Below are 20030 nucleotides of genomic sequence, written 5' to 3'. Positions count from 1 at the left end.
CCCCGCGCGGCCATCCCGCCGCCGGTCGGCGCAAGACAAGGTTCAAAAACGATCAACCTGCCCCGGCCCAGGCCCTCGGTTTCGACGGTTAAATTTCGGCAACATTGCATCCAGACGGCACGTGACCCGCCTCACCCCCGAACACGGAGGATCCCCAATGGTGCGTCCAGCTTCGATCTTCGGCCTCATGCTTGCGGCCATTCTGACAGCGGGCTGCGCGACGGCGGCGGAGCCAGAGCCGGCACCCGTTGAGCCTGCCGCGTCTCAATCGCTCAAACGCCAGCTGGACGCGCAGGCACCCGAATGGCTCCGCCGTCATGACGTTCCCAGCGTGGCGGTGGCCTATATCGTGGACGGGCAACTCGCCTGGACCGCCGTCTATGGTGATCGGGCACCGGGTCAGCCCGCAGCCCCGGACACCCTGTACAACATCGCCTCAATGACCAAGCCGATCGTCGCTGAAACGGTGCTTCGGCTGGCCGCCACAGGGCGTCTGTCGCTCGACGAACCCATGGCCCCCTACTGGACGGACCCGGACATCGCCGATGACCCGCGACGACTCTCGCTGACCGCAGCGATGGCGCTGCGTCATCAGTCCGGTTTCCCGAACTGGCGCTATCAGACCGAGGACCGCCTGGTGTTCCAGGCCGACCCCGGAACGCGCACATCCTATTCGGGAGAGGGCTACGACTATGTGGCTCGCTTCGCCGAACGCCGCACCGGCCAGGAGTGGGAGAGTTTGGCGAACGAGATGGTGTTTGGCCCGGCCGGGATGGTCGATACGCGGTTTACGGGCGGCGGCGCGCTCACCGACCGTGCGGCCAGCGCCCGAGGACCGGATGGCAGCTGGCGGTCCCCCGAAGATGACAGCGTGTGGTCTGCCGCCGACAACGTCCGCACGACGGCCGCCGACTATGCCCGGTTTCTGATCAGCGCGATGGACCGGCAGGGCCTGACACCGGAACTGGCCGTGCGGCGCGGGACCGTGGTCGACGACCAGACCGGTCAGGCCTGTGGCCCCGAACGCCTGGGACCGGACGTCTGCCCCGACGGCCTCGGGTTCGGTCTGGGCTGGGTCGTGTCGCGCTATCCCGACGAGACCATCGTCCAGCACGGCGGCGCAGACTGGGGCGAGCGAACCCTGGGGTTCTATGTGCCGGAGACGCGCACGGGCATCGTGGTCTTCACCAATGGTGCCAACGGCATGAAGGTGATCCGGGACGTCGTCGCCCTGCTGCACCCGAATGGGAAATTCGTGGCGTTTCTCGACATGCAGGCGCGCTGAGGCCCGTCGCGGTCAAGGTCGACAATCAGGAAAGAAATGGCGCACCCGACAGGATTCGAACCTGTGACCCCTGCCTTCGGAGGGCAGTACTCTATCCAGCTGAGCTACGGGTGCATCCGGCCGCACGGCGGCGGAGGGCGGTGCTTAGCGCAGGACGGGGGCGGCCTCAATCCCCCATGCGTGTGAAGCCGCCGGGCTTGGCGCGATGGCGGCCAGGCCGTAGCGTGGCCCCGTCCTGTTGCGGAGTTCTGCCGATGCGTGTCCTGGCCCTGTCGTTCCTGATGTTGCTGGGGGCCTGCGCCACCACCCCGGCGGCGATCCCGTCTGACGGCCTTGACCGGATCGCCGCCGACTATGTGGCCCTGATCCTCGAGATCGGCGAACACGAGCCGGGCTATGTCGACGCCTATTACGGCCCGCCGGAATGGCAGGCGGCGGCGACGGCCAACCCGCGTGACCTTCCGGCCCTCACCGCCGGGGCCGCGACCCTGACGACCCGGCTGAAGGCGGTTTCCGTCGTCGGAGCCGAAGCGGCCACGGTGCAGCGCCGCCACTATCTGCTGGCCCATGTCGCGGCGGCGGCGGCGCGGCTGCGCATGCTGTCGGGCGAGACGATGAGCTTCGCCGACGAGGCCGAGGCCCTGTTCGGCATCCGTCCGGAACTGCGCCCCCTGACGGCCTATGATCCGGTGCTGGCCGAGATCGACGCCCTGGTGCCCGGCCCGGGCCCGCTGGCCGACCGGGTCACCGCCTTCAAGGCGGCCTTCGTCATCCCGGGGGACCGGCTCGAGCCGGTGATCGCCACGGCCATCGCCGAATGCCGGACCCGTACCGCGCGCCACATCACCCTGCCGGCCAATGAACGCTTCACCCTGAGCCTGGTCGGCGACAAGGCATGGTCGGGGTACAACTACTATCTCGGCGACGCCGCCAGTCGCATCGAGATCAATGCCGACTTTCCCATCCATACCGAGCGGGCCGTCGATCTGGGCTGCCACGAGGGCTACCCCGGCCATCACGTCTACAACGCCCTGCTGGAGCAGACCTTCGTGCGCGACCGCGGCTGGGTCGAGATGAGCGTCTATCCGCTGTTCTCGCCGATGTCCTTCGTCGCCGAGGGCAGCGCCAACTACGGCATCGACCTGGCCTTTCCGGGCGATGAAAGCGCCCGGTACGAGGCCGCCGTCCTCGCCCCGCTGGCCGGGATCACGGATGCTGACTTTGCAAGGAAGGCCCGGCTCGGCGCGTTGATGCGGCGGCTGGCGCGGGCCGAATACACGATCGCCGACGACTTCCTGTCCGGCCGCGTGCCCCGCGACGAAACCATCACCCGGCTGGCGACCTATTCGCTGACGACCCCGGACAAGGCGGCCCAGCGATTGCGCTTCATCGAGACCTACCGCAGCTACATCATCAACTACGGACTCGGCCGCGACACGGTCCAGGCCTGGGTCGAACGCCAGGGCCCGGATCACTGGGCCGCGATGGAGACGCTGCTGTCGAGCCAGATCCTGCCGGTGGATTTGAAGTGAGGAATTAGGGCGTAGGGCTTGGGGCTTGGGGCCGGCCGATCCCCGCGCCATCGATGCTCGTCCCCAAGCCCTAAGCCCTACTCACTACCCTTCACTGCGCCAGCATGCCGCCGTCGATCTTGAACTCGGCCCCGGTGACGAATTTGCTCTCGTCGGAGGCCAGGTAGAGGACGCACCAGGCCACGTCGTCGGGTTCGCCGATCCGCTTCAGCGGAATGCCGCGCGCCAGCTTCTGGTGGGCCGTGGTCTCGTCGCCGCCGGCCATGGCGATGAAGGGGTCGAGGATCGGGGTCTTGATGAAGACCGGATGCACCGAGTTGCAGCGCACGTTCCAATTCTGTTTGGCCCCCTCGAGGGCCACGGTCTTGGTGTACATCCACACCGCCGCCTTGGTGGCGTTATAGGCCCCCATGCCCGGGGCGGCGGCGAGGCCGGCGACCGAGGAGATATTGATGATCGACGCCGCCCCCGAGGCGCGCAGATGGGCCATGGCATGCTTGCAGCCCAGCATGACGCTGTCGACATTGACCGCCTGGACCCGATGCCAGTTCTCCAGGGTGTCGTTCTCGGCATAGAGCAGTTCACCACCGATGCCGGCGTTGTTGACCAGGATCGACAGGCCGCCCATGGCGGCGACGGCGGATTCGACCACGGCGATCCAGTCGGCCTCGCGGGTCACGTCATGGGCGAAGGCGAAGGCCGAACCGGGCACCTCGGCATTGATGGCCGCGGCCAGGGCCTCGACCCCGGACAGATTGACGTCAGTCAGGGCGACCTTGGCCCCCTCCCGCGCCAGCATCCAGCCCATGGCCGCGCCCAGCCCCCCGGCCGCGCCGGTGATCAACGCCCGTTTGCCGGCGACCCGGCCCCGCCCCGTCACGCTCATCTCATTGCCCTCCCAGGCGGGCGGCGGTCGCGTCGATGAACCGGGCCATGCGGATGTCGTTGTCGGTGACGCCGCCGGCGTCATGGGTGGTCAGCAGGATCTCGACCCGGTTGTAGACATTGGACCATTCCGGATGGTGGTCCATCTTCTCGGCCAGCAGGGCGACGGCGGTCATGAAGGCGAAGGCCGTGTTGAAGTCGGCGAACTTCAGGGCCCGTTCGATGGCCGGGCGGTCGCCCGCAGCCGCGCTCCAGCCCGACAGGCCGGTCACAACTTCCGTAGGGTCAAGGGCCTGAAGCGCCATTTGCCGTCTCCTCTTTGCCCTCCTGCCGTATCCCGCCCGACCGGTCGCCACAAGCGTTTGCCGGGCCGGCCCGGTCCCGGCGTGACCGCGACCACGCGGCCCGGTGACGGCGCCCTCGCAAACGGCTAAACCGCGCTCATGACCGACCCCGCCCCTTCATCCGGCAAGACCTCATCCTTCGGATTCCGCGACGTCGACGCGACCGAGAAGGTGCGCATGGTGCGCGGTGTGTTCGACAGCGTCGCCTCCAGCTACGACCTGATGAACGACGTGATGAGCGTCGGCGTCCACCGGCTGTGGAAGGACGCGGCCGCGGCCAGGCTGAACCCGCGTCCGGGCGAGACCATTCTCGACGTGGCCGGCGGTACCGGCGACATGGCGCGGCGCTATGCGAAAATGGCGCGCGCGGCCCAGCAGCGGCGCGGCGGCGCGGACGCCTCGGTCATCGTGCTGGACTACAATGCCGAAATGATCCTGGCCGGGGTCGACAAGGGCGGCGAGCCCGAGATGTCGTGGACCGTCGGCGACGCCATGGCCCTGCCGCTGCCGGACGCCTCGGTCGACGCCTATTCGATCAGTTTCGGCATCCGCAACGTGGCCGACATCCCCCAGGCCCTGGCCGAGGCCCGGCGGGTGCTGAAGCCGGGCGGACGCTTCCTGTGCCTGGAGTTCTCGCGCCCGACCACGGCCCCGGTGCGCTCGGTCTATGACGCCTGGTCGTTCAAGGCCATTCCCCGCATCGGCGGCTGGATCGCCGGGGATCGCGACAGCTACCAGTATCTGGTCGAGAGCATCCGTCGCTTCCCCGACCAGACGACCTTCAAGGCCATGATCGAGGCCGCGGGCTTCAGCCGGGTGACGGTGACCAACCTGTCCGGCGGCATCGCGGCCATCCATCACGGGTGGGCGATCTGACCGGCACGGCCCGCTACCGGACGGCCCCGACGCCGCCTGCCGCCCTGCCGGTGCGTGACCCGCTGGGCGCGAGCTGGCGGCTGATCGGCTGGCTGGGCGTGCTGGCCCGCTACGACGCGCTGAGCCCGCGCGAGATCACCGGTCAGTTGCCGGGCTGGGCCCGGCCGCTCGCCTGGGTCCTCCATCTGTTCGCCCGCCGTGAGGGCCGCGTCGGCCGCCCCGGCCAGCGTCTGGCCCACGCGTTTGAACACCTCGGTCCGGTGGCGATCAAACTGGGTCAGGTCATGGCCACCCGGGCCGACATCTTCGGGGCCGAGTTCGCCACCGACCTGGGGCGGCTCAAGGACCGGCTGGAGCCCTTCCCGACGGCCGAGGCCCGGGCCGAGGTCGCGCGCTCCCTGGGGCGACCGCTGGACAGCCTGTTCACCGATTTCGGCGATCCGATCGGGGCCGCCTCCCTCGCCCAGGCCCATCCGGCATGGCTGGCCGACGGGCGCAAGGTCGCGGTCAAGGTGCTGCGCCCCGGCGTCGAGCGGCGGGTCGCCAAGGGGCTGGACTCCATGCGACTGGCGGCGCGGCTGGCCGACCGGTTCGTGCCCCTGTCGCGCCGGCTCGAGCCGCGCGCCTTCGTCGAGACCATCGCCCGCGCCCTGCAGCTGGAACTGGACATGCGGCTGGAGGCGGCCGCCGCCTCGGAGCTGAAAGACATCATGGACGCCGACCTGGCCGGGGGCAGCGGCCACATGTCGGCCCCGGCCGTGGTCTGGGAGGGGGTCGGCAAACGGGTGCTGACGCTGGAGTGGGCCGTCGGCATGGCCATGACCGATCCGGCCGCCGCCGATCAGCCGGGGCTGGACCGCGACGCCCTGGCCGACAACATCGTGCGCGCCTTCCTGAGCCAGGCGCTGGACCACGGCACCTTCCACGCCGACCTGCACGAGGGCAATCTGTTCGCCCGCGCCCCGGCCGAGGTGGTGGCTGTCGATTTCGGCATCATCGGCCGCCTCGGTCCATCCGAGCGGCGTTATCTGGCCGAGATCCTGTGGGGCTTCCTGAGCCGCGACTACGACCGGATCGCCCGGGTCCATTTCGAGGCCGGCTATGTGCCGCCGCACCATTCGGTCGAGGCCTTCGCCCAGGCCCTGCGCGCGGTCGGCGAGCCGGTCATCGGCAAACAGGCCAGCCAGGTGTCGATGGGCCGGCTGCTGGGCCAGCTGTTCGAGATCACCGCCCTGTTCGACATGCACCTGCGGCCGGAGCTGATCCTGCTGCAGAAGACGATGGTCTCGGTCGAGGGCGTGGCCCGGCGACTGAACCCCGACCACGACCTGTGGGCCGCGGCCCAGCCGGTGGTCGAGCGCTGGATCCGCCGCGAACTGGGGCCGCAGGCCCAGGTCCGCGAGGCCGTGGACGAGGTGGTGGCTGCGTTGAAAGCCCTGTCCCAATGGGCGCAGAGGCCGCCCGAACCGGCCCAGGTGGTGGTTCAGCCCGTGACCTCACCGTGGATCGTGGCCGGGGTGACCCTGGCCGTGGTCACCGGCACCGGTGCCCTTGTTCTGTCGCTTTGGCAGGCCATGCTCTGAGCCTCACTCCGGAGTTTCGTCCATGAAGACCGCCCTGCTCGCCGGCCTGGCCTTGCTGGCCAGCCCCGCCGCCGCCCTGGCCCAGACCGGGCCCGCGGCCGCCACCCTGCCGAACAGCTTCGACCGGATCGCCACCCCGCCCGCCGCGCCCGCGGCACCGGTGATCGCCGAGGCGATGGCCGACGCGCGCTCCGAGGACGCCCTGCGTGACTTCATCGCCGGGGCCGCCGCCGGCGAGATCGACACCTCCAACCTGTCTGACGACCTGATCACCGCGATCAGCGCCCAGGCCGGCCAGGTCACGCCATTGATCCAGAGCTTCGGTGCGATCCAGGCCGTGACCTTCGTCGGCAAGCGCGACGGGGCCGACCTGTTCAGCGTGCTGTTCGCCAATGCGGACACACAATGGATGATCGGCTTCAACGACGACGGCAAGATCGGGGCCCTGCTGTTCCGGCCCGCCCCGGCTCAATAGGCCCCGCCTTCAGTCCGAGGTGTCGGGCCGACCCCGGGCCGATTTGATCCCCGAGCGCTTGGCCTTGCCCACCAGTCGCCGTTCCTTCGAGGCCCGCGTCGGCCGCGTCGGCACGCGATAGACCGGAGCCACGGCGGCCGCGTCGACCAACGCCTGCAGGCGGGCGATGGCATCGGCGCGGTTGCGCTCCTGCGAGCGGAAGCGCACCGCATTGATCAGGATGACGCCGTCCAGGGTCAGCCGGCTGCCGGCCAGTTTCATCAGCCGGGCACGCACCGGTTCGGTCAGGGACGGCGAATTGCGCGCGTCGAACCGCATCTGCACCGAGGTCGAGACCTTGTTGACGTTCTGGCCGCCCGGCCCACCGGCGCGATAGAAGCGGAACTCCAGCTCGTCCTCGGGAATTACGAGGCTCACGACAGGCTCCGCCGGGCCCGGACCACCGCCGTGTCCAGGGCCTGAAGGAAGGCCGAGCGGTCCCTGGGGCCGAACGGCGGCGGGCCCGAGGTCGGCAGGCCCATGGAGCGCATATGCTCGCCGACCAGCCGCCCGGCCAGGGCCGAGCCGATCGAGTCGGGGGTGAAGGACTGGCCATTGGGCTTCAGCGCCTGGGCCCCGGCCTTCAGACAACGATCCGCCAGCGGGATGTCCGAGGTGATGACGATGTCGCCGGTCACGGCGCGTTCGGCGATCCAGTCGTCGGCGATGTCCGGCCCGGCGTCGACCACCACCTGTTCGATCCACGGCGCGCGGCGGGTGTTGATCCAGCCGTTGGAGACGACGAAGACCGGCAGGCCGTAGCGTTCGGCCACGCGATAGACCTCGTCCTTCACCGGGCAGGCGTCGGCGTCGATGAACAGGCGGGGAACGGGTGGAGCGGGCGGGGTCATGCCCCGCCCTGTATCACTGTCCGTAGGCCGGGGGCATCCCGTTGGCCTGGACCCCGCCGGTGCGATAACGGTCGCGCAGCAGGAACTGGCGGCTGGTCATCGCCTGGGCCGCGCCGCCGACATAGACGGCGTCGGCCTGGCTGAGGGGTTCCAGCGGATCGCCGGACCAGATCACCACATCGGCTGCGGCCCCGGCCTTCAGCTCGCCGAACTGGCCGCCCATGCCGAAGATGCGGGCCGGGTTGACGGTGATGGCGGCGATGGCGGCCGCGTAGGACAGGCCGTGCGAGACGGCGTTGCCGGCATTGTAGCGGATGTCGCGGGCGCGGTGGGTCGAGCCCTCATTGCCCTTGATGGCGATGACCACGCCGGCGGCCTGAAGCGCCGCGGCATTTTCCATCCGGGCCGCGCGCATTTCGAAACTGCCCGGCAGGTTGGCGATCGGGTTGAGCAGCACCGGCACGCCGGCGGCGGCGATCTGGTCGGCGACCAGCCAGCCCTCCTCGGCCCCGTCGAGGATCAGCTTGACCCCCTCTTCGCGGCCGAGACGCAGAACCTGCTGGATGTCGGCGGCGCGATGCACGGTGACGATCAGCGGCATGGAGCCGTTGGCGACCGGGATCAGGGCCTCGAGATCGGCCCGCGACAGGCTGAGATCGCGCAGGCCGGCGCGGTCGTAGGCCGACCGGTTGCGGGCGAACAACCGGACCTCGGCCAGGGTTTCCTTGAACTGGGTGAATTGGGCCCCGCGGGCCCCGCCGGCGATGCCGGCTCCGGCCTCGCCGAACGGGGCGACCATGGCCACGCGCGGCTTGACCAGGATGTCGGTGCCTTCGGCCAGATGGATGACGGCCGCCTGGCCGGCGAACAGGCTGGGCGACTGCAGCCCGGCCGAACCGACGCCGGCGAAGTCGCTGTCGTCATGGGCGTGCCCGCCGCCGCCACCGCCCGCATGATTGGGGGTGACGATGGCGCGGGTCACGCCGCCGAGGCGGGCGACCGGCAGGGTGAAGGACCAGGGATCGAGGCCGTAGGAGACATCGAAGGCGGCGCTGACGCTGTTGGCGCTGCTGGACAGGTCGTTCGAGGACCGGACCGAGGACACTTCGGACCCGCCCAGGCCGCTGTCGACGGCGACGAAACCGGGCGTGACGACCTTGCCGCGGGCGTCGACGATCCGGGCCCCGGACGGCGCGGCCCCGGTGCCGACCGAGACGACGCGGCCGTCCCGCAGGACGACGGTCCCGTTCTCGATCACCGAGGTACCGGTCAGGACGCGGCCGCCGGTGATGGCGGTCAGCTCCTGGGCCAGCGTGGGCGTGGTCAGGGCGAGGGCCGCAGCCGCGCCGAGAATGAGGCTGGTGAGACGCATCAGCGGGCTCCTGCGCGGACGTTGACGGCTTCGCGTTCGGAGCCGGGCTGGCCCAGTTCGAAGTCGGACACCGGCTGGTAGGCCGGGTTCATGCGGTCGAAGGTCAGGGCCCCGTCGATGAAGACCTGGTCGGCGCGGGCGTAGATGCTGAAGGGATCGGCGCTCCAGATCACGACGTCGGCGCGCTTGCCGGCCTCGAGCGATCCGGTCTGGTCGGCGATACCCAGCGAGCGGGCCGGGTTCAGGGTGATCCAGCTGATCGCCCGCTCCTCGGAGATGGTCATGCCGAGACGGCGACCGGCGGCCAGGGCGGCCGCGGCCTCCTGATTCAGGCGCTGGGTCAGTTCGGCGTCATCGGAGTGGATGACGGCGCAGGAGCCCTCGGGCGCGTCCACCAGGGCGGCATTGGCCTCGACCGCGTCGAGGGCCTCCATCTTGAAGCCCCACCAGCCGGTCCACATGTCGGCGCAGATGCCTTCGCGGGCCAGCATCGGCGCGATCTTGTAGGCTTCGATCGCGTGGTGGAAGGCGGTGATCTTGTAGCCGAACTCCCTGGAGATATCGATCATCACCGCCATCTCGTCGGCCCGGTAGCAGTGGTTCTGGATCAGGATGGTGCCGTCCAGAACCCCGACCAGGGTGTCGAGCTGGAGATTGCGCGTGGGCGGCGAGCCCTCGCCGGTCTCGCGCCATTTGTCCCATTTGGACCGGTATTCCTGGGCGGCGATAAAGGCGGCGCGATAGCCCGCGACATTGCCCATGCCGGTGGCCGGCGACTGGTTGCGGCCGCCGTAGACCCGCGACGGGTTCTCGCCACAGGCCACCTTCAGTCCGTAGGGGGCACCGGGCATCTTCATGCCCTGCATGGTGATCGACGGTACGTTGCGGACGGTGACACCGCGACCGCCGAACAGATTGGCCGATCCGGGCAGGATCTGCAGCGTGGTCACGCCGCCGGCCCGGGCCGTGTTGAAGCCGGGGTCCTGCGGCCAGATCGAATGTTCGGCCCAGACCTGGGCGGTGTTGGGGCTGGTCGCCTCATTGCCGTCGCTCATGCCCTGCACGCCGGGCGAGGGATAGACGCCGAGGTGGCTGTGGGTGTCGATCACCCCGGGGGTCACATAGCGACCGCGGGCGTCGACGACGCGGAAACCCTGGGGCACGGGAGTCGAGGCGTCGCCGACCGCCGTGACGCGGCCGTCGGTGACGATGACCACGCCGTTGTCGAACTTCGTGCCGGCCCCCGTCAGGACTGTGCCACCGACGATGGCCATGTTCTCGCGCGGCATCGGCGCATAGGTGGAGGGGAAGGGATCGGCATTGGCGGCCGGATCAAGACCGGGGGCCAGGGTCCGGCCATTGCCGGCACCGGACGCGCTGGAGCTCGGCTTGGAATCCGTGGGTCCGGTGGTGGCGCAGGCCCCCAGCGACAACCCGCCCGCCAGAACGCAGGCGAGGACGGCGAGGCTGGTGCCCCGCAGGCGATTGACCGTCATCAAATACTCCCCAGAGACCCAGCCATCGCCGCCCCGGCGATGTGTACGGGACGGATTGGACCCCCTCGGCACCCCGCCGTCAAAGCGGGATTCATTACAATCGCGTAAGGTTGGCCCGCATGCGCGCGTCGTCGAGGCCGTCGACCTGAATCATCTTGAGTCGCGACTGGCCGCCACGCTGCAGCGACACCGCGGACTTCGACACGCCGAGGGCCCGGGCAAGCAATGTCAGCAGGGCGGCATTGGCCTCACCCTCGACCGGACGGGCGCGCACGCGGACCTTGAGCACGGGACGGCCCTCGGCATCGACATCCCAGCCGTCGATGCGATCAGCGGCGGCACCGGGGGTCAGTCGGACAGCGAGATGGGCCATGGCGATGGAAGACCAGACCGGCCGCAGGATTTCAACGCGGCATCCGCCGCCTGCCCATGAAAAAGGCGCGGGACCCGAAGGTGCCGCGCCCGTTTCACGTCATCGGGGTTGAGCCTAACCCAGGGCCGTCATCAGCTCGGGGATGGCCACCTTGTAGTCGGCGACGATGCCGAAGTCGGCGACCTGGAAGATCGGCGCGTCGGGATCCTTGTTGATGGCGACGATGATCTTGGAGTCCTTCATCCCGGCCAGATGCTGGATCGCGCCGGAGATACCAATGGCGATGTACAGGCCGGGGGCCACGACCTTGCCGGTCTGGCCGACCTGATAGTCGTTCGGCGCATAGCCGGCGTCGACGGCGGCGCGCGAGGCCCCGACGGCCGCGCCCAGCTTGTCGGCCAGCGGATCCATGACGGCGTGAAACTCCTCGGCCGAGCCCAGGGCCCGTCCGCCCGAGACGACGATCTTGGCGGCCCCCAGTTCGGGACGGTCGGACTTGACCATCTCTTCCGAGACGAAACTGGCGCTGCGACCGGCATCGACGACCTTCACGGCCTCGACGGCGGCGGAACCGCCCTCTTCCGCCGCGTTGAACGCGGTCGGACGCACCGTGATGACCTTCTTGCCGTCCGAGGACTGGATCGTCTCCAGCGCGTTGCCGGCATAGATCGGACGCACAAAGGTATCGGCCGAGACGACCTCGACGATGTCCGAGATGGGCGCGACGTCCAGCGCGGCGGCGATGCGCGGCATGAAATTCTTGCCGTCGGTGGTGGCCGGCGACAGGACGGCGTCGTAGCCGGCGGCCAGGGGCACCACGGTGGCGGCGACCGCCTCGGCCAGCTGATGGCCCAGGGCGGGACTTTCCGCCGTCAGGACCTTGCGCACGCCCTTGATCTTCGCCGCCGCATCGGCCGCGGCCTTCGCGCCGTCACCGAGGACAAGCACGTCGACGTCGCCGGACAGGGCCAGGGCCGCGGTCACGGTCTTGTGGGTGGTGTCGCGGACGGTGTCTCCGTCGCGGTCGGCAATGACGAGAACAGCCATTAGAGGACCCCCGCGGTCTTGAGCTTGGAAACCAGTTCGGCGGCGTCCGCCACGATGATGCCGGCCGACCGCTTGGCCGGTTCGGTAACCTTCAGCACCTTGAGGCGCGGGGCGGTGTCGACGCCGTAGTCGGCGACCGCCTTGATGGCGATCTCCTTCTTCTTGGCCTTCATGATGTTGGGCAGGGAGGCATAGCGCGGCGTGTTCAGCCGCAGGTCCACCGTCACCACGGCCGGCAGCGGGGCGGCCAGGGTCTGCAGGCCGCCGTCGACCTCACGGGTCACGGTCGCCTTGCCGTCAGCGATCACAATCTTGCCGGCGAAGGTGGCCTGGGGCCAGTCCAGCAGGGCCGCCAGCATCTGGCCGACAGCATTGTTGTCGCCGTCGATCGACTGCTTGCCCAGCAGGACCAGGTCCGGCTTCTCCTCGTCGACGACCGCCTTCAGCAGCCTGGCAACGGCCAGGGGCTCGAGGTCCGCATCGGACTGGATCAGGATGCCGCGATCGGCGCCCATGGCCAGGGCGGTGCGGATGGTCTCCTGGGCCTGGGTCACGCCGATCGAGACCACGACGATCTCGGTGGCGGTACCGGCGGCGTGATGCTCCTTGCCGTCGCGCAGACGCACGGCCTCCTCGACGGCGATCTCGTCGAACGGGTTCATGCTCATCTTGACGTTGGCGAGATCGACGCCGGTCTGGTCCGACTTCACTCGAGCCTTGACGTTATAGTCGATCACCCTTTTGACAGGGACGAGAACCTTCATGAGCCTACCCATACAAGCGCCGGAATGTTGCGGCACGGAATGGAACGGCCAGAAGAGCCTGTCAATGTAACGTCGGGTCAAGTCGCTGGGGCGGCCGGTCCCGAAACACGCCGGATAACGCCATGAAACGCCTGCTGACGATGAAACGGTTGAGCGCCCTGTTTCTGGGCCTGTTCGGCGTCCTGGTGGCCGGTGCCTTCGCCTACCAGTCGCTCTGGGCCGAGCCCGGTGAACGCTGTGAGGCTCGCGGACAGTGGTGGGCCGACGAAGGTCGCATCTGCGCCCAGCCGATCTCGATCGCCGAGATCACCGGCCGGCCCAACCCCGGCGAGCGGGCCGCGGCCTCCGCTGAAAAAAACCGTGAACTGGTGCGGATCGAGGATGAGATCAGTGCCCGCAAACGCGCGCGCGACGCGGATGCCGAGGTCCAGCGCGCCCGGCTCGCCGCCTCACAGGGGCGCTAGGCGTTCAGCGGGTCGCGCCGGGCTTCCACAGGACGTCACCGCCGCCGTTGGCATTGGCTCGCCGGGCCGCGACGAACAGATGGTCCGACAGGCGGTTCAGGTAGCGCACCGCCGCCGGGGTGACCGTCGCGCCGGATTCGACCAGACGCACCGTCTCGCGTTCGGCGCGCCGGCACACGGTGCGGGCCAGATGCAGGTGCGCCGACAGGGGCGCGCCACCCGAGAGGATGAAACTGTCCAGCGGCTTCAGACAGTCGTTCATCCAGTCGATCTCGGCCTCGATCCGCTCGACCTGGCTGTCGATGATCCGCAGCGCCTCCCATTTCGGCGGCGGATCATGCGGCGTGGACAGGTCCGCGCCGAGATCGAACAGTTCGTTCTGGATCCGGCCGAGCATGGCGTCGATCCGGTCATTCTGGCCGGAATGCAGCCGGGCGACCCCGATCACGGCATTCAGTTCGTCGACCGCCCCATAGGCTGAAACCCGGGCGCAGGATTTGGACACGGGCTCGCCCGAGGCCAGCCGCGTGGATCCGTCGTCACCGGTGCGAGTGTAGATCTTGTTCAGAACGACCATTGGCGCTTCTCCCGGGGGCGTCAGCCGCCGTGTGACGTTTTCCACCACAGGCCGGCCAGCAACAGGATGATGGCGACGGCCTGGAGCACGATGCGCAGCCGCATCAATTTGTTCGAATGGGAACGGGCATAGTCGCCGCCCCGGAAGAGCGAATAGATCCCGAAGCCCAGGGTGACCGTAACGGCCGCCACGGCCAGCAGGATCAGAACGGTGAAGACGTTTTGCATCGCTCCGTTCTAGTCCGGTGTGCCGCGGGAAACCAGTCGGTGTCGCCAGCGGCCGGTGGCCGCAACCCTGCATTGCGAAAATTTCGTCCGGCTAAGCGATTGGTCACTATTTTCGGGCATGAATGACCGTGAGGACGGCCATGACCGACAGAACGATCCGCAACCTGGACAACCTGCGCCGATCGGCTTCGACGGCGCGTTTGCTCAACCTGCTTCGGGTGGCGAGCGATCACGGCCATACGCGCGCCTGGGCCGAGCAGCCCCTGTTCGAGACCATTACCCTGAACCGCGCGATGATCCTCAAGCACCGGCTGCGCCGGGACGAGCTGGACTGTTTCATCGGTCGCCGGCACGTGGCCACCAAGATCATCCTGCCGATCGACGCGGAAGAGCTGAAGGCCGGCGGGCGATTCACCTTCGTCAACCAGGTCGGTTTCGATCGCATCATGAAGGAAGGTTTCGGTCTGACGCCGGACCACCCGGACATCGAGACCCTGACCGTCATCGATCAACTGCCGTCGCTGGATCCCTTCCTGTTGCGGGAACGGTTGCACCGCAACGGCATCGAGCCGGCCCCCTGCTATTTCGCGATCAGTGAGTCCGATCTGGAACAGATGTCCAGCTTCGTCGAACACGAGATCCAGCCCCTCGTCGCCCTCAGCGTCGGCGATATTGAATTCATGCCGGGGTCTGTCCAGACCCTGGCCGGCAAGATCCTGTCCGGGGAGCCCGGCGAGCACATGGAGGCCCTGCGCGTCACCCTCCGCCTGGCCGCGGACGACTACCAGGAGGGGATCTTCTGCTGGAAGGGGTTTCTCTATTACAAGTGGGTGCTGACAACCCTGGCGACAGAGATAAACGCCGTATCGGACGAGGTCGCCAACCTGCTGCCGCCCGGTTGTATCGAACCGGGCCTGATGGAGTATCTGCGACGCACCCGCCTGCTGCTGCGCCACCGTATCCTGCGCACGCGCGAGGACGTCAGGACCACCCTCCAGGTCTATGACAAGGCCTTCGCCGGCCTGTCCCAGGAGGGCCATTCAGGGGCCTTCCGGGACTTCCTGCTCGTGGCCCCGTCCATGTTCAGCCGGCTCGGCGAACAACTGGGGGCCCTCCAGCACATCGTCAGCTTCTGGCGCTACCGGTTCGCGCCGGGACGGGCACCGGTCGGGGCCGGCGAACTGATCGACATCCTGATGGATTTCGAGTCGAGCCTGGTGGGCTATGGCGAGGACATCGACGGCGGCTACGTCGCCGCCTGACTCCCTGCCGCACCGGCCGGTCAGACACAGCCCGGCATGGAAAAGGGCCGGCGGTTTCCCGACGGCCCCTGCCATATCGCCGCCCACCCCGACCGGGCGGGCCAGGTTCTAGTAGCGGTAGTGGTCCGGCTTGAACGGGCCTTCGGTCGGGACCGAGATATAGGCCGCCTGTTCCTTGGACAGGGTCGTCAGCTTCGCGCCCAGCTTGGCCAGGTGCAGCATGGCGACCTTCTCGTCGAGATGTTTGGGCAGAACATAGACCTGGTTCTCGTACTTGGCCTTGTTGGTCCACAGCTCGATCTGCGCCAGGGTCTGGTTGGTGAAGGAGGCCGACATCACGAACGACGGGTGGCCGGTCGCATTGCCCAGGTTCACCAGACGCCCCTGCGACAGCAGGATGATCTTGTTGCCGCCCGGGAATTCGATGTGGTCGACCTGGGGCTTGATCTCGTCCCATTTGAAATTCTTCAGGCCGGCGACCTGAATTTCGCTGTCGAAGTGACCGATGTTGCAGACGATGGCGTTGTTGCGCATCCGGCGCATGTGATCGACGGTGATCACATCCTTGTTGCCGGTGGCGGTGACGAAGATGTCGGCCTTGTCGCAGACATCGTCGAGGGTCTGGACGTCATAGCCTTCCATCGCCGCCTGCAGGGCGCAGATCGGATCGATCTCGGTGACGATGACCCGGGCCCCGCCGTTGCGCAGCGAGGCGGCCGAACCCTTGCCGACATCGCCATAGCCGCAGACCACGGCGACCTTGCCGGACAGCATCACGTCGGTGCCACGACGGATGGCGTCGACCAGGCTCTCACGGCAGCCGTAGAGATTGTCGAACTTGGACTTGGTGACGCTGTCGTTGACGTTGATGGCGGGGAAGGGCAGCTCGCCCTTTTCGGCCATCTGGTAGAGGCGGTGGACGCCGGTGGTGGTCTCTTCCGACACGCCGCCGATGGCGTCGCGGATGGCCGAATAGAAGCCCGGCTTCTCCTTGATGTAGCGCTTCATCACGGCATAGAGGGCTTCTTCCTCCTCGTTCTCCGGATTATCGAGCACCGAGATGTCCTTCTCGGCCTTGGGACCGAGCACGCACAGCAGGGTGGCGTCGCCGCCGTCGTCGAGGATCAGGTTGGGATAGCCGCCGTCGGCCCATTCGAAGATCTTGTGGGCATAGTCCCAGTACTCGACCAGGGTCTCGCCCTTGGTGGCGAACACCGGCGTGCCGGCGGCGGCGATCGCGGCCGCGGCGTGGTCCTGGGTCGAATAGATGTTGCACGAGGCCCAGCGCACTTCCGCCCCGAGGGCTTCCAGCGTCTGGATCAGCACCGCGGTCTGGATCGTCATGTGCAGGCTGCCGGCGATGCGGGCACCCTTGAGCGGCTTGCTGGCACCGAACTCGTCACGCAGGGCCATCAGCCCGGGCATTTCGGTTTCGGCGATGGAGATTTCCTTGTTGCCGTAGCCAGCCAGGGAAATGTCGCGGACGATATAGTCAGTCATGAGTCAGGCTTTCCGGGGAATGGTGTTCGGGCGGGCTATAGACTGCTCCCGGCTCCGGGGCAAGAATCCCATAAGGATGTCTTTATGTGATTTGGCGGCCCGGGCACTGGCGTCACGCCAACAGGTGCGCTCAACATGGGCCAACGGTCCGGGAGGGTGACAATGCACAGACTGATGGCGGGTATGGCGATGGCGGCGGCAGTGGCCGTCGTCGCTCCGGCAAGGGCGCAGACGGCAGCCCCGGCTGCGGCCGGTCCGGTCACCCTGATCCAGGCCGGGCGTCTGCTGGACCGGCCGGGCCAGGCCCCGCGCGGCCCCTCGACCGTCGTGGTGCGTGAGGGCCTGATCGTCGAAATCCGCGACGGCTTCACCGACGCCTCGGCCTTTCCCGGCGCGACCGTCATCGACCAGCGCCGGAGATTCGTCCTGCCGGGCCTGATCGACAGCCATGTGCATCTGGTCTCGGACCTCGGCGGTCAGGCCAGCTTCTTGTCAGGCATTACAGACACGCTTCCGGTGCAAGCCTATCGCGCGGCCGGCAACGCCGAGAAGACGCTGATGGCCGGCTTCACCACGGTGCGGAACCTCGGCGACCGGGGCGGGGTAACCCTGGCCCTGTCGGACGCCACCGCAGCACACCGGCTGCCGGGACCGCGCATCATCGACGCCGGTACCAGCATCTCGACCACCTCCGGTCACATGGACGGCCGACTGGGCTTCAACGACGACTTCCGCGAGGCCGTCCCGCACGACAACGTCTGCAACGGCCCGGAAAGCTGTCGCGAGGCCGTGCGCCTCCAGGTCGGTCGCGGCGTCGATGTCATCAAGATCGCCACCACCGGCGGGGTCAACAGCCGCATCGGCGCGGGCATCGGGGCCCAGATGTTCGAGGACGAGGCGCGCGCCCTGATCGAGACGGCCCATCTGTACGGCCTCAAGGTCGCGGTCCACGCCCATGGCACCGACGGGATCAACATGGCCCTCCGGCTGGGTGCCGATTCCATCGAGCACGGCACTGTTTTTGACGCTGAGACACTGCGTCTGTTCCGCCAGTCGGGGGCCTTCTATGTCCCGACCCTGTCGACGGTGAACGGCTATATCGAGCGGCTGGCCGCCGACCCGAACGCCTATCCGCCCGAGGTCCTGCCCAAGATTCGCTGGCGCATCGCGACCACCGGCGAATCCTTGCGCCGGGCCGTGCCTGCGGGAGTCCGCATCGCCTTCGGCACCGACGCGGGCGTCTCCAAGCACGGCCGCAACGCGGATGAGTTTGCCCTGATGGTCCAGAACGGCATGACGCCGATGTCCGCTATCCATGCCGCGACGGTCAATGCGGCGGAATTGCTGGGATTATCGAACGAGATCGGCACGCTGGAGCCGGGCAAGCGGGCGGACATCATCGCCGTCGACGGGGACCCGCTGACCCATGTCGGCGTGCTGACAACGATGGGTTTCGTGATGCGTGACGGCCGGGTCTATCGCGACGACAGGTGAGGCGGCTTGGCGGGCGGCGGTGGCCGAGCTAAGCAGGCGTCCATGACTCCTGACCTCTCGATTCCCCGCCACGACTGGACCCTCGATGAGGTCGAGGCCCTGTTTGCCAAGCCCTTCATGGAGCTGGTGTTCGAAGCCGCCGCCGTGCACCGGCGCGCCTTCGACCCATCGGAAGTCCAGAAGAGCCAGCTGCTGTCGATCAAGACCGGCGGCTGCGCCGAGAACTGCGGCTACTGCAGCCAGTCGGCCAGCTTCGACACCGGGCTCAAGGCCGACAAGCTCATGGACGCCACCGCGGTGATCGCCGAGGCCATGGCCGCCAAGGCGGGTGGGGCCAGTCGATTCTGCATGGGGGCGGCCTGGCGCGAACTGAAGGATCGCGACACGCCGAAACTCGCCACCATGATCGCCGGTGTGAAGGCGCTGGGTCTCGAGACCTGCGCCACCCTGGGCATGCTGAACGCGGATCAGGCGCACCAGCTGAAGGCCGCCGGGCTCGACTACTACAATCACAACCTCGACACCGGGCCGGAATACTACGCCCAGGTGGTCACCACCCGGACCTATCAGGACCGACTCGACACACTGCGTCACGTTCGTGACGCCGGCATGAGCACCTGCTGCGGCGGCATCGTCGGCATGGGCGAGGCCCGGCGCGACCGGGCCAGCCTGCTGCACGCCCTCGCCACCCTGCCCGAACACCCCGACAGCCTGCCGGTCAATGCGCTGGTGCCGGTCACCGGCACGCCGCTGGGCGAGCGGATGCTGGAGGAGGGGCAGATCGACCCGATCGAATTCGTCCGCACCGTCGCCGTCGCCCGCCTGGTCTGTCCCCGGGCCATGGTGCGACTGTCGGCCGGTCGCGAAACCATGAGCGTGGAAATGCAGGCCCTGTGCTTCCTGGCCGGGGCCAATTCCATCTTCGTCGGCGGCAAACTTCTGACCACGCCGAACCCGGAACAGGACGAGGACGCGGCCCTGTTCGCGGTGCTGGACCTGCGGGCCATGGACGCGGGTGGCGTCACGGCGACGGCCTGAGCGAGCGTAACCGGACCTTAAGTGGCCGGCCCTACCCTTGCGGGATGGATCGTCGCGCACTTCTCGGCCTCGCAGCCCTGACCGTAACCGCTGCCTCAACGGCAGCCGCCCCGGCCATCGCCGGTGGCGGTGCCGGCGGTGGCGGTGGCGGTGGCGGCTCGACGTCGAGCTTCATTCGCTTTCCCATCGTGACCGCCACCATCCTGCGATCGAACGGTCAGCGCGGTGTCCTGACGGTCGAGACCGGTGTCGACGTTCCCGACGCCGGACTGCGCGCGCGGGCGGAACAGTCTGCGCCCCGGCTGCGCGCCGCCTACAATACGGTGGTCCAGCAGATCGCCAGCGTCATGCTGCCCGGTGCGCCGCCCGACGTCGAACGCCTGGTCACACGGCTTCAGGCCGTCACCGACTCCACACTCGGCCGATCCGGAGCCCATCTGCTCATCGGCACCGTCATGGTGGCCTGACCCGACGGATGGTCCGCGTCAGGCCTAGGTCCAATCGACATTCAGGGGATTCACGCGCGGTCTGATGCGTGATTCATAG

The 20030-nt window shown here is 68.2% G+C and carries 22 protein-coding genes and 1 tRNA gene; 10 read left to right on the top strand and 13 right to left on the bottom strand.

Annotation, left to right across the window (positions count from 1 at the left end; translation table 11 throughout):
* Nucleotides 1–157: 157 nt before the first annotated feature.
* Nucleotides 158–1285 carry a serine hydrolase domain-containing protein gene (locus tag AACZ75_RS12475; RefSeq protein WP_339873233.1) on the top strand — a complete coding sequence of 376 codons (1128 nt, stop codon included), beginning with the start codon at nucleotides 158–160 and terminating at the stop codon, nucleotides 1283–1285.
* Nucleotides 1286–1322: 37 nt separating this feature from the next.
* Here AACZ75_RS12475 and AACZ75_RS12470 read toward each other — a convergent pair.
* Nucleotides 1323–1399: transfer RNA gene (locus tag AACZ75_RS12470), tRNA-Arg, on the bottom strand.
* A gap of 140 nt (nucleotides 1400–1539) precedes the next feature.
* Between AACZ75_RS12470 and AACZ75_RS12465 the strand changes: the two genes are divergently transcribed.
* The gene (locus AACZ75_RS12465; protein WP_339873231.1) at nucleotides 1540–2817 is read left to right on the top strand and encodes a hypothetical protein; all 1278 of its coding nucleotides are present in this window, start codon (nucleotides 1540–1542) and stop codon (nucleotides 2815–2817) included.
* 91 nt (nucleotides 2818–2908) lie between these two features.
* Here AACZ75_RS12465 and AACZ75_RS12460 read toward each other — a convergent pair whose 3' ends face one another.
* Nucleotides 2909–3703 carry an SDR family oxidoreductase gene (locus AACZ75_RS12460; protein ID WP_339873229.1) on the bottom strand — a complete coding sequence of 265 codons (795 nt, stop codon included), beginning with the start codon at nucleotides 3701–3703 and terminating at the stop codon, nucleotides 2909–2911.
* A gap of 1 nt (nucleotide 3704) precedes the next feature.
* Nucleotides 3705–4007: a 4a-hydroxytetrahydrobiopterin dehydratase gene (locus tag AACZ75_RS12455; RefSeq protein ID WP_339873228.1), complete on the bottom strand. Its 303-nt coding sequence runs from the start codon at nucleotides 4005–4007 to the stop codon at nucleotides 3705–3707.
* Nucleotides 4008–4145: 138 nt separating this feature from the next.
* Here AACZ75_RS12455 and AACZ75_RS12450 point away from each other — a divergent pair, with 138 nt between their 5' ends.
* From AACZ75_RS12450 to AACZ75_RS12440, 3 genes are read left to right on the top strand one after another with little or no spacing between them, the layout of a single operon-like run.
* On the top strand, nucleotides 4146–4922 hold the full coding sequence (locus AACZ75_RS12450) for a class I SAM-dependent methyltransferase (RefSeq protein WP_339873226.1): 777 nt from the start codon (nucleotides 4146–4148) through the stop codon (nucleotides 4920–4922).
* Nucleotides 4910–6505, top strand: a complete 1596-nt coding sequence (ubiB, locus tag AACZ75_RS12445) for a 2-polyprenylphenol 6-hydroxylase (protein ID WP_339873224.1) — start codon at nucleotides 4910–4912, stop codon at nucleotides 6503–6505. The genes AACZ75_RS12450 and ubiB overlap by 13 nt, the downstream gene beginning before the upstream one ends.
* A gap of 22 nt (nucleotides 6506–6527) precedes the next feature.
* Nucleotides 6528–6980 carry a hypothetical protein gene (locus AACZ75_RS12440; RefSeq protein ID WP_339873222.1) on the top strand — a complete coding sequence of 151 codons (453 nt, stop codon included), beginning with the start codon at nucleotides 6528–6530 and terminating at the stop codon, nucleotides 6978–6980.
* Nucleotides 6981–6989: 9 nt separating this feature from the next.
* On the opposite strand, the gene arfB is transcribed toward AACZ75_RS12440, so the two are convergent.
* The 7 genes from arfB to AACZ75_RS12405 all read right to left on the bottom strand — a co-directional run bounded on the left by arfB (nucleotide 6990) and on the right by AACZ75_RS12405 (nucleotide 12922).
* Nucleotides 6990–7397, bottom strand: a complete 408-nt coding sequence (gene arfB / locus AACZ75_RS12435) for an alternative ribosome rescue aminoacyl-tRNA hydrolase ArfB (protein WP_339873220.1) — start codon at nucleotides 7395–7397, stop codon at nucleotides 6990–6992.
* The gene (locus AACZ75_RS12430; RefSeq protein WP_339873218.1) at nucleotides 7394–7870 is read right to left on the bottom strand and encodes a YaiI/YqxD family protein; all 477 of its coding nucleotides are present in this window, start codon (nucleotides 7868–7870) and stop codon (nucleotides 7394–7396) included. Before AACZ75_RS12430 ends, arfB begins: the two co-directional genes overlap by 4 nt.
* Nucleotides 7871–7883: 13 nt before the next feature.
* Nucleotides 7884–9242 carry an amidohydrolase family protein gene (locus tag AACZ75_RS12425; protein WP_339873216.1) on the bottom strand — a complete coding sequence of 453 codons (1359 nt, stop codon included), beginning with the start codon at nucleotides 9240–9242 and terminating at the stop codon, nucleotides 7884–7886.
* Nucleotides 9242–10738 (bottom strand): amidohydrolase, encoded by a 1497-nt coding sequence (locus tag AACZ75_RS12420; protein ID WP_339873214.1) that lies wholly within the window; start codon nucleotides 10736–10738, stop codon nucleotides 9242–9244. The genes AACZ75_RS12425 and AACZ75_RS12420 overlap by 1 nt, the downstream gene beginning before the upstream one ends.
* A gap of 94 nt (nucleotides 10739–10832) precedes the next feature.
* Nucleotides 10833–11111 carry a DUF167 family protein gene (locus tag AACZ75_RS12415; RefSeq protein WP_339873212.1) on the bottom strand — a complete coding sequence of 93 codons (279 nt, stop codon included), beginning with the start codon at nucleotides 11109–11111 and terminating at the stop codon, nucleotides 10833–10835.
* Nucleotides 11112–11225: 114 nt separating this feature from the next.
* Complete coding sequence (locus AACZ75_RS12410) at nucleotides 11226–12158, bottom strand: electron transfer flavoprotein subunit alpha/FixB family protein (protein WP_339873210.1); 933 nt, start codon at nucleotides 12156–12158, stop codon at nucleotides 11226–11228.
* Nucleotides 12158–12922: an electron transfer flavoprotein subunit beta/FixA family protein gene (locus AACZ75_RS12405; RefSeq protein WP_339873209.1), complete on the bottom strand. Its 765-nt coding sequence runs from the start codon at nucleotides 12920–12922 to the stop codon at nucleotides 12158–12160. The genes AACZ75_RS12410 and AACZ75_RS12405 overlap by 1 nt, the downstream gene beginning before the upstream one ends.
* 122 nt (nucleotides 12923–13044) lie before the next feature.
* Here AACZ75_RS12405 and AACZ75_RS12400 point away from each other — a divergent pair, with 122 nt between their 5' ends.
* Nucleotides 13045–13386: a hypothetical protein gene (locus AACZ75_RS12400; protein WP_339873208.1), complete on the top strand. Its 342-nt coding sequence runs from the start codon at nucleotides 13045–13047 to the stop codon at nucleotides 13384–13386.
* A 4-nt stretch (nucleotides 13387–13390) separates the two neighbouring features.
* Here the strand turns inward: AACZ75_RS12400 and AACZ75_RS12395 are convergent, their stop codons facing one another.
* Entirely contained in the window at nucleotides 13391–13963 is a 573-nt protein-coding gene (locus AACZ75_RS12395) for a cob(I)yrinic acid a,c-diamide adenosyltransferase (protein WP_339873206.1), read from the bottom strand.
* Nucleotides 13964–13983: 20 nt separating this feature from the next.
* On the bottom strand, nucleotides 13984–14190 hold the full coding sequence (locus AACZ75_RS12390; protein WP_339873204.1) for a twin transmembrane helix small protein: 207 nt from the start codon (nucleotides 14188–14190) through the stop codon (nucleotides 13984–13986).
* Nucleotides 14191–14330: 140 nt separating this feature from the next.
* Between AACZ75_RS12390 and AACZ75_RS12385 the strand changes: the two genes are divergently transcribed.
* Nucleotides 14331–15452, top strand: a complete 1122-nt coding sequence (locus AACZ75_RS12385) for a hypothetical protein (RefSeq protein ID WP_339873202.1) — start codon at nucleotides 14331–14333, stop codon at nucleotides 15450–15452.
* Nucleotides 15453–15560: 108 nt separating this feature from the next.
* Here the strand turns inward: AACZ75_RS12385 and ahcY are convergent, their stop codons facing one another.
* Complete coding sequence (gene ahcY / locus AACZ75_RS12380) at nucleotides 15561–16952, bottom strand: adenosylhomocysteinase (protein ID WP_339873200.1); 1392 nt, start codon at nucleotides 16950–16952, stop codon at nucleotides 15561–15563.
* A 162-nt stretch (nucleotides 16953–17114) separates the two neighbouring features.
* On the opposite strand from ahcY, the gene AACZ75_RS12375 reads away from it, so the two are divergent.
* The 3 genes from AACZ75_RS12375 to AACZ75_RS12365 are packed head-to-tail and all read left to right on the top strand — an operon-like array spanning nucleotide 17115 to nucleotide 19951.
* Entirely contained in the window at nucleotides 17115–18446 is a 1332-nt protein-coding gene (locus AACZ75_RS12375) for an amidohydrolase family protein (protein ID WP_339873198.1), read from the top strand.
* Between the two features lie 42 nt (nucleotides 18447–18488).
* Nucleotides 18489–19484: a biotin synthase BioB gene (gene bioB / locus AACZ75_RS12370; RefSeq protein ID WP_339873197.1), complete on the top strand. Its 996-nt coding sequence runs from the start codon at nucleotides 18489–18491 to the stop codon at nucleotides 19482–19484.
* A 44-nt stretch (nucleotides 19485–19528) separates the two neighbouring features.
* Nucleotides 19529–19951, top strand: a complete 423-nt coding sequence (locus tag AACZ75_RS12365) for a Tat pathway signal protein (protein ID WP_339873195.1) — start codon at nucleotides 19529–19531, stop codon at nucleotides 19949–19951.
* Nucleotides 19952–20030: the final 79 nt, after the last annotated feature.

Origin of the sequence: uncultured Brevundimonas sp., from assembly GCF_963975535.1 — a bacterium.
GTDB lineage: Bacteria > Pseudomonadota > Alphaproteobacteria > Caulobacterales > Caulobacteraceae > Brevundimonas.
The sequence above is the reverse complement of the archived record's forward strand: the minus strand, read 5'-3'. Positions and strand labels throughout refer to the sequence as shown.